Genomic DNA, 7,599 nt, shown 5'->3' on the forward strand with positions numbered 1-7,599 from the left:
AGAGTTAAATGAATAAATATTTTGTTAAAATAGTGCGTATTAAAATCATTTCAAGCGACAAGAAGTTCTTAATATTTAAAATAATAGTTTTAATATTAAAATTTACGATTAAATATATTTTCAGAAATGTTTTTTGTTATCATAAAACGATTATTGCGTATTTTTAATAATTCTTTTATTATGTATTTGATAAGTCTCTTTAACTAAAGGTATTTTATAATTTTGTATTTTCTTTGAATCTGGAGGTCAACATGAACAATATCCGTTTATTAAATAATGATGATTTAGAAGCTTATAAAGAGTTAATGTCAAACGGTTACCATAATTACGCATGGGATCGCTATTATTTAGAAAATGTTTCGGAAGATTGCCTTAAAACCATTCTTTCTCAAGAAACAAAATATTGGAATATTTTTGGTGCATTTGAAGATGACCAGCTTGTCGCTACTTGTACGTTAAAACAAATGAAATTTGTAAGTAAGCGTCATAAAGCGATTCTTGAAAATAATTTTGTTAAAAATAATGATGAAATCATCAATAGAGAATTGATTAATCATATTATTGAATACGCTAAGACTCAAAATATTGAAATGTTAATGACTACTATCGCTTCTAACAATATTAGTGCCAAAGTTTTCTTTAGTTCTATCGGTTTTGAAAATCTAGCTTTTGAAAAAAATGCGAGCAAAATTGATGACGAATACCTTGATGAAAACTGGTTGATTTATTATGTTTGTGATCATTTAGCTAACTCATAATTGAATATATCAACAATTTTGTACGTATATGGGGTATCTCACATCATACCCTATCTACGATATATTCGATATTTATCTCTTCAATGACTTTAATCACTTTTTAAATCGCGTGAAAAGTAAATGCATTCACTTTATTTTTAAGATATAATTAATTTGAATTTTCTAAATTTTCATTTATTAAAGTGATGTGATTTAAATTGATTGAAGCTATTTTACATGCTTTTCTTTTGGCGCTCGGACTTATACTTCCATTAGGTGCCCAAAATATATTTGTTTTTAACCAAGGGGCAAACCAACCAAAACTCGTTAAAACATTACCAGTTATTATTACAGCTGGATTATGCGACACTATACTCATAAGTATAGCCGTTTTAGGTGTTTCACTCGTACTCATGTCCTTACCTGCTTTACAACTTGTGATATATATTTTCGGTCTTATTTTCCTTTTTTATATAGCTTGGACACTTTGGAATGAGAATACTCAGAATGTTAAACAGGACAACAGTCTGTCCGCATCAAAACAAATAAGTTTTGCCCTTTCCGTTTCTCTTTTAAATCCCCATGCCGTTATGGACACAATTGGTGTGATAGGAACAAGTGCGTCAGCATACGTTGGTTACGAAAAGTTTGCTTTTACATTAACGTGTATTTCAGTTTCATGGATATGGTTCATTTTTTTAGCGTTAGCAGGAAAATCAGTAGGTTCTTTAGATAAAAACGGTAAGCTATTAATCTTTGTGAATAAACTATCTAGTATCATCATTGTTATTGTAGCTTTAATAATAGTTCAAAAAATATTCATGCTCCTTTTCAAATAAAAAAGCTCATCAACCACTTGTACCATTTAATTTCTTACAAGTAAGTTGATGAGTTCTATTTTTAAACGATTGGATCAATAATCTCTACAAATTTGAATTCATTATTATCATATTCAAATTTTGCTATATGGCAATTACCCATATCATATTTACTGCCCTCGTCATAACCAAGAATCACTCTTATAAATAAGCCAATTGTACTACCATGACTTACAGCTAAAACTGTGTTACCATTCGAGTTTTGCATGATTTTTTCAAGAGTATGATAGACACGCGTTTCAACTTCCTCTCGAGGCTCTCCCTCAAACGGAACAATTTTGTCACCATACAAAAATTTAGGATCATAAGTTGCATTCAATAAACTAACACTTTCACCCTCAAATAAACCAAAACTCCATTCTTTAATGCCTTTTAAACGTTGATAATTTCGCTCAGGAGCAACATTCTCTAATGTATCACTAGCGCGCTCTTGTGATGATGAAACAAGCGTATCAAACGTAATATTATGAGTTTCGAAATATTTTCGTGCAGCCTGAGCTTGTTGAATACCTAGTGATGTTAAGGGTGAATCACTAGCGCCTTGTATTTTACCTTTTAAATTAAAAACTGTTTGACCATGTCGCATTAAATATAATGTTTTAGTCAAAATAAACACCTCTTCAATAACAATTACTTAAATTATTCTAAACGAATAGATTCTCTCTTTTTATCCCCTCCATTTAATCACTAAAGAAAACAGAAGTAAACGAAATCTATCAGTTTTAAAAAAATATACAAATTGACGTATTTGACTATTAAATTGTTTGAAAGTTGCGACCTTGGGTAAAACTTAACATCAGGTTTACATTTATTATAAGGAGTGTTTTGCTATGGATAGTCATAATCAATGCAATTATGTAAATCCTAATACAGTCTCGTTAGACTGGGAATGTTTCATTATTAGTAAAACTGATATGTTGTTAGACGGTGTTCCAAGAGAATTGATTAATACATGGTTAGACGAAGATGTTATTGAACCATTTTCCATTCGAAATAATGAAATTAATTTTAAAACAAAAGATGTGTGGGAAGCACTAAATACTCATAATTGGTACTATTCAAATTAATTTATATAAACTAATCGCTCTATTTGTACTCTCAATTAAGTTGTGATCTCGATAATGAGTCATCACGTACGTGCGAATTTCTTTATTATTTTTCTCTTCTCGGGGAAAATGAGTATCTTCTAGGATATGATTAGCTAAACTACCTAACGGCGTATCATCATTTACAAAACCTAACATAAAATCATAAAAAGTCATTAAATCTCTTCCCTTTTATAAAATTGATTAAAATCAATCATTTAATTAAAAGCTTGCTATTAATCATACCAAAATAGTCGAGATTGTCTATGTGCAAAATTTCTTTTTTTGCACATTTTTTACATAAATTCTTCAGAATTTTAAGCCCTCAAAAATCTTCATACTTTAATCACTCTCAAAAGATAAGTAATCATCATACTTCCAAGCCATAATTATAGCAATAATGATAACTTTTAAATCTTCGATTGATTTTTGTCGAAATCATGACTCTTTAAATTAAGAAACGTTTTTGTCATTGTATATATTTGTTTTACAATGCTTTCTAATTGTGCATAAATAAAAATGTAAAATGTATTTATTTACCTATCTGTATTAAATGATATGATATTATAGTATATAAATGACCTTTTGCTATTCATGTGTCTGATGAGGTGAAACACCTATGAAAATAATTAGTGTAAATGTGATTAATATCATCTTAACCGTACTATTTATAGCTTTTAATGTACTCATTACCTATAATGCAAACGTTGATAATCACCTATGGTTAATACCAGGATTATGTATTTGTGGTATTGCTCTATTTACGAGTTTAACAATAGCAATTATTTATACTGATCTTTTAAGTGAAATTTTGTTCTTTATTAATATTGTCTTAGCACTTTACTATATTTATCCAATTTTTTATGACTTCCTATAGGGAAAATATTGATATAAGGAGGGAGTAAGATGAATTTACATTTTCAAATATTATTATGGCTTTCAATTATATTCATTGTTGCTGGTGTAATTATTTTAGCCATTATGCTTAAAACGAAAAAAGAAGAGAGAAAAGAATCTTATTTAGGTTTTACGGTTATTTTCTTAATTTTCGGCTTTGCAATGCTCATTTATACATTTATTTTTGGTATATTATAAATTTCAATTTCACTTTTATGAACAAAATTTTTTCCTAATTTTTACCGAACAGTATTGATGTATTGAATTTTAATGAAAATTGTTTACACTTTGTCACTCAGTTACAATCACGTAACTGAGTTTTTAATTTTTCTATTTGATAATCCATTTCTTGAAATTAATGTTTAATTTTCACAGATATTAATTTAATATAGTAATTAATTTAATGACTCAATTTAAGGAGTTTTCACTAATAATGAAAGCGATACATAAATACATATACTTAATTATTGCCCTTTTCATTGTATTAGTAGCATTTTTTTCGATAAATGAATTTACCAAAAATAAAGATGCTGTCGCGACAAATGATAATAATGACTTCAAACTTAAACCTGGAGATATCGTAATCACTAAAGGTCCAGTGTTATACGGGTTCTTCGGGCATTCTAGCATCGCAATCGATGAAGATACCGTTCTTCAAATTGAAGGTCCTGGCGATAAACCTATCACTGAATCATTTGAATCTTATAAGCACCGATTCGGTACGGGGAAAAACGAATGGATTAAAGTTTATCGTAGTGTTAAACCAGGTGCTGGTCAAAAAGCCGCTAACTGGGTTAAACGTCATTATGAGAATAGTCACAGTCGCTATCTAGTCACACTTAATTTAAAAAGTACGAAATATACATATTGTACAAAAATAATTTATCAAGCATATAAATATGGTGTTGATCAAAATGCCGTGAGTGATCATGGATTATACATTATTTCTCCATATGCATTAAAAGATAATTTCACCAAAGATTATCGATTAAAGTTAGTTAAAAGTATTAAAAATTAAACCCTCCAAATGATAGCGCAGAGATTTCCTAGCTATTATGATTGGAGGGTTATTTTTAGTCAGTTAGACTTCTTTAAAATAATTAACAAACTGCTCGTTTCTATCTAGTACATCTAAATATGAAATTGAGCTAAAAGGAATAATACGTGTGCAATTCTTGAGCGGATAAATAATGATTTCGTTTTCGTAATCGACATGAAGATCATTCTCTAAGACGATTTTCTTATTTCCTATGACCACTGCTACAGCTTTAAAGCTATCATCGTTTAAATATCTTCTTAAAATTTCCTTATTCATAACAACATCACATCCCTTTATTTTAAAATAGCATATTATTGTTAAGGGAGTGTGAAAACATTTCAAGTATTTATTAAAATTATTATATAATTTCGAGTGTGTAGTTATAAAATGACAAATTTGTCGTTTATGATTATCAAATTAGATATTCTTTCTCATTTGATAAAGGTAAAATGGTGATTTATTGATTTCTCCTACTATAGAGAATCCAAATTTCTTATATAGATTTAATGCTTTGTCATTATCTTTAACTACTGTTAATGACAATTTATTAAAGCCTTCTTTTTGGGCTTTTTTCTCGGCAAAATTAAGTAAACGCGTTCCTACACCTTTACCTCGCGCCTCAGGTAACGTCGCTAACATACTAATATGGAATTCATCTTTATTACCTTCGTCCATTGTAATTAAAGAATATAATTTTTTAGGGTTTGAGAAAATAATTTTCAAAGCTTTTAATTTTTTCATTTTTATTATTTCTAAAACAGTCTTAACCATAGATTTTTCTATTTTAACTAGCGATGCACACGTGATTGCTCCTAAAACTCTGTCGTCTTCTTTAGCTACATAAGAAATATCATGGCTAAATCGATTACCTCTTTTTTTCCATAATTTCTGTAACTGACAATTAATTCGATTTTTAGATGTTTCTCCTAAAATGACTTTTGCCATTTCATCAATTGCAAAATGAGTTAACTTGCCACCTTTTTTGTTACTTGGATGTGCTGGAACTACTTGAATATTAACCAAAATTTCGCCTCCGTAAAATAATTTTAAAATTAAAAATACATGTATTTAACATTAATTGTATACCCTATTATAGTAAGTTCAATTATTTTTAAATTTTAAATAAAAGTTAAAATACTTGTTAATTAGATAAAATCATTGTTATCATTTATGAGTTATAATTTTGAAATTAAAGGAGACATAATGAAAGATAAAGGGAGTCTATATTCAAAACTATACTATATATTCATAGCTATAATTATTATCGCCATTATCTTAGTGGTTATGATTTTTTATAATACAAGAAAATCACCATCAAAACCGGCTAGTGATCGTTACAGTGATTTTAATGAACTTAAAAAGCATACGACTAAAAATAAAGATTGGAAAGTTGTTACAAAGCATCGAAAAGATAAGCGTATTCTAGTGTCAGCCATTCACGGTGGCGGAATTGAACCTGGGACAACTGAGTTAGCAAGACGTATCTCAAATGTTGGAAAATATAATTTCTATTCTTTTGAAGGCCTACGCACTAATAATAATGATCAGCTGCATATCACTTCTACAAATTACGATGAACCAAAATTAATTAAAATGTTAGATAAAACTAAAGAAACAATTTCTATACATGGATTTTCTGGCGATGATCCTATCGTCTATATTGGTGGTAAAGACAGAGACATGGCGAAGTCTATTGCAAAAGAATTACGTAAAAAAGGGTTTACTGCAAAGGAAAGTCCTAAGGAAATTGACGCTCAATCGTCAGATAATTTCGTAAACATGAATGATACTGATTCAGGTGTTCAACTAGAATTAACTACTGCTTTGAGACAAGAATTCTTTAAACATCAGAAATTAGACAAAACAACACGTGGTAATCCTAAAAAATACACTAAAACATTCTATAAATTTGCGAATGCTGTTCAAAAAGGCATAAAAAATGCGAATTAAATTTAAAAATAGCCTTCACATTCATTTAAAATCCCAAAAAAATATTAGTGCTTATCAACAAAGTAAAAATTAATCTATGCAAGCTACTATGTAACCCTTGTCAACTGAGAATCCACATTTATTTAACGGAGTATTGATTGCGACACGCCTGCAGGAATAGCATGAGTCTTGAGACTACAGGCTCAAGCCATGCCCGCGGCAAGGGAGCTAAAGCAATACGAAGTATTGAAATTCTAGCTTAATTATTAAAGTCTGATTAAATTTTAGCGTTTTTCTAAGCGTTCATCTAGGGTATATAGACATAGGTAATATGTGTGGAGGGATAATACATGGACGAACTTACGAAAGAACAAAAATATACAATTGCAAAGTTTTATAAACTATATATGGAGAGATCCAACGAAGGAATATCAGAAGAATTAGCTAACGATTTTAAAGATTCCGTAACAGCTCAAGATGATTACTTTTGCGACCGTGAGTATGATGATTTTATCTATAATTGCAAAGTACTCATTCAAGAAGGTTATCTAGAGGGAGATATAGATGAAAATAAAATCTATAATATCAAAGTAACCACTAAAGCTTTTACTGAAATTGAAAAAAGTTTTGGTTAAATTATTAATTTTAGTTAGGTGACATAATATGAACGACTGGAAAATAAATAATTATTCAAATCGAAAATTTCTTATTCAAAAAAATGATAATGATATTTCAATAGTCGAACCTATAGATAATGGGTCGTTTAAAATACTTGCTGAATTCAACTTATCTAATGAAAATCATGTAAATACTTATGATGATAATTTATATATTTCAGTCAAAAATGAAAATGAAGAAATAAGTATTTTCGATAAAAAATAGAAAACTTAAGCTGCGTACTAAAAATGCGTACATTTTCAAAAAATTGTCAATTTGTGTTAACAAAAAAGTAACATTAATTATATTAATTTTAACCAAATTAAATAGCCACAAATATAGTTTTATGGTAATCTGTAAATGTTACACTCTGTGAG

At 28.8% G+C, this 7,599-nt stretch carries 13 protein-coding genes; 9 read left to right on the forward strand and 4 right to left on the reverse strand.

Features of this window, described 5'->3' with window-relative positions:
• Positions 1 to 251: 251 nt before the first annotated feature.
• Together CD155_RS11860 and CD155_RS11865 are read left to right on the forward strand one after the other, a co-directional pair.
• Positions 252 to 758 carry a GNAT family N-acetyltransferase gene (locus tag CD155_RS11860; protein ID WP_002441644.1) on the forward strand — a complete coding sequence of 169 codons (507 nt, stop codon included), beginning with the start codon at positions 252 to 254 and terminating at the stop codon, positions 756 to 758.
• 197 nt (positions 759 to 955) lie between these two features.
• Positions 956 to 1,576: a LysE/ArgO family amino acid transporter gene (locus CD155_RS11865; protein ID WP_103213421.1), complete on the forward strand. Its 621-nt coding sequence runs from the start codon at positions 956 to 958 to the stop codon at positions 1,574 to 1,576.
• A 61-nt stretch (positions 1,577 to 1,637) separates the two neighbouring features.
• On the opposite strand, the gene CD155_RS11870 is transcribed toward CD155_RS11865, so the two are convergent.
• Positions 1,638 to 2,222, reverse strand: coding sequence for a histidine phosphatase family protein (locus tag CD155_RS11870; protein WP_172605849.1), 585 nt, complete (start codon positions 2,220 to 2,222; stop codon positions 1,638 to 1,640).
• Positions 2,223 to 2,445: 223 nt separating this feature from the next.
• On the opposite strand from CD155_RS11870, the gene CD155_RS11875 reads away from it, so the two are divergent.
• Positions 2,446 to 2,682, forward strand: coding sequence for a hypothetical protein (locus CD155_RS11875; RefSeq protein ID WP_002441638.1), 237 nt, complete (start codon positions 2,446 to 2,448; stop codon positions 2,680 to 2,682).
• Here the strand turns inward: CD155_RS11875 and CD155_RS11880 are convergent.
• Positions 2,674 to 2,877, reverse strand: coding sequence for a sterile alpha motif-like domain-containing protein (locus tag CD155_RS11880; protein ID WP_002441635.1), 204 nt, complete (start codon positions 2,875 to 2,877; stop codon positions 2,674 to 2,676). The two genes, CD155_RS11875 and CD155_RS11880, sit on opposite strands and share 9 nt — an antisense overlap.
• Before the next feature lie 442 nt (positions 2,878 to 3,319).
• Here CD155_RS11880 and tsaA point away from each other — a divergent pair, with 442 nt between their 5' ends.
• The 3 genes from tsaA (at position 3,320) to lnsA (ending at position 4,615) form a co-directional block, all read left to right on the forward strand.
• Complete coding sequence (tsaA, locus tag CD155_RS11885) at positions 3,320 to 3,577, forward strand: type II toxin-antitoxin system antitoxin TsaA (protein ID WP_002441634.1); 258 nt, start codon at positions 3,320 to 3,322, stop codon at positions 3,575 to 3,577.
• A gap of 29 nt (positions 3,578 to 3,606) precedes the next feature.
• Positions 3,607 to 3,795, forward strand: coding sequence for a type II toxin-antitoxin system toxin TsaT (gene tsaT / locus CD155_RS11890; protein ID WP_103213422.1), 189 nt, complete (start codon positions 3,607 to 3,609; stop codon positions 3,793 to 3,795).
• Between the two features lie 235 nt (positions 3,796 to 4,030).
• The gene (gene lnsA, locus CD155_RS11895; RefSeq protein ID WP_037541212.1) at positions 4,031 to 4,615 is read left to right on the forward strand and encodes a lipoprotein N-acylation protein LnsA; all 585 of its coding nucleotides are present in this window, start codon (positions 4,031 to 4,033) and stop codon (positions 4,613 to 4,615) included.
• A gap of 63 nt (positions 4,616 to 4,678) precedes the next feature.
• Here the strand turns inward: lnsA and CD155_RS11900 are convergent, their stop codons facing one another.
• Together CD155_RS11900 and CD155_RS11905 are read right to left on the reverse strand one after the other, a co-directional pair.
• The gene (locus CD155_RS11900; RefSeq protein WP_002441627.1) at positions 4,679 to 4,912 is read right to left on the reverse strand and encodes a hypothetical protein; all 234 of its coding nucleotides are present in this window, start codon (positions 4,910 to 4,912) and stop codon (positions 4,679 to 4,681) included.
• A gap of 141 nt (positions 4,913 to 5,053) precedes the next feature.
• Positions 5,054 to 5,659 carry a GNAT family N-acetyltransferase gene (locus CD155_RS11905; protein ID WP_002441625.1) on the reverse strand — a complete coding sequence of 202 codons (606 nt, stop codon included), beginning with the start codon at positions 5,657 to 5,659 and terminating at the stop codon, positions 5,054 to 5,056.
• Positions 5,660 to 5,839: 180 nt separating this feature from the next.
• Here CD155_RS11905 and CD155_RS11910 point away from each other — a divergent pair, with 180 nt between their 5' ends.
• The 3 genes from CD155_RS11910 to CD155_RS11920 all read left to right on the forward strand — a co-directional run bounded on the left by CD155_RS11910 (position 5,840) and on the right by CD155_RS11920 (position 7,447).
• Positions 5,840 to 6,586, forward strand: a complete 747-nt coding sequence (locus CD155_RS11910; protein ID WP_070832272.1) for a poly-gamma-glutamate hydrolase family protein — start codon at positions 5,840 to 5,842, stop codon at positions 6,584 to 6,586.
• A 329-nt stretch (positions 6,587 to 6,915) separates the two neighbouring features.
• Complete coding sequence (locus tag CD155_RS11915) at positions 6,916 to 7,200, forward strand: hypothetical protein (RefSeq protein WP_002441619.1); 285 nt, start codon at positions 6,916 to 6,918, stop codon at positions 7,198 to 7,200.
• Between the two features lie 28 nt (positions 7,201 to 7,228).
• On the forward strand, positions 7,229 to 7,447 hold the full coding sequence (locus tag CD155_RS11920; RefSeq protein ID WP_002441617.1) for a hypothetical protein: 219 nt from the start codon (positions 7,229 to 7,231) through the stop codon (positions 7,445 to 7,447).
• Positions 7,448 to 7,599 lie beyond the last annotated feature (152 nt).

Origin of the sequence: Staphylococcus caprae (genome assembly GCF_002902725.1) — a bacterium.
Taxonomy (GTDB): domain Bacteria; phylum Bacillota; class Bacilli; order Staphylococcales; family Staphylococcaceae; genus Staphylococcus; species Staphylococcus caprae.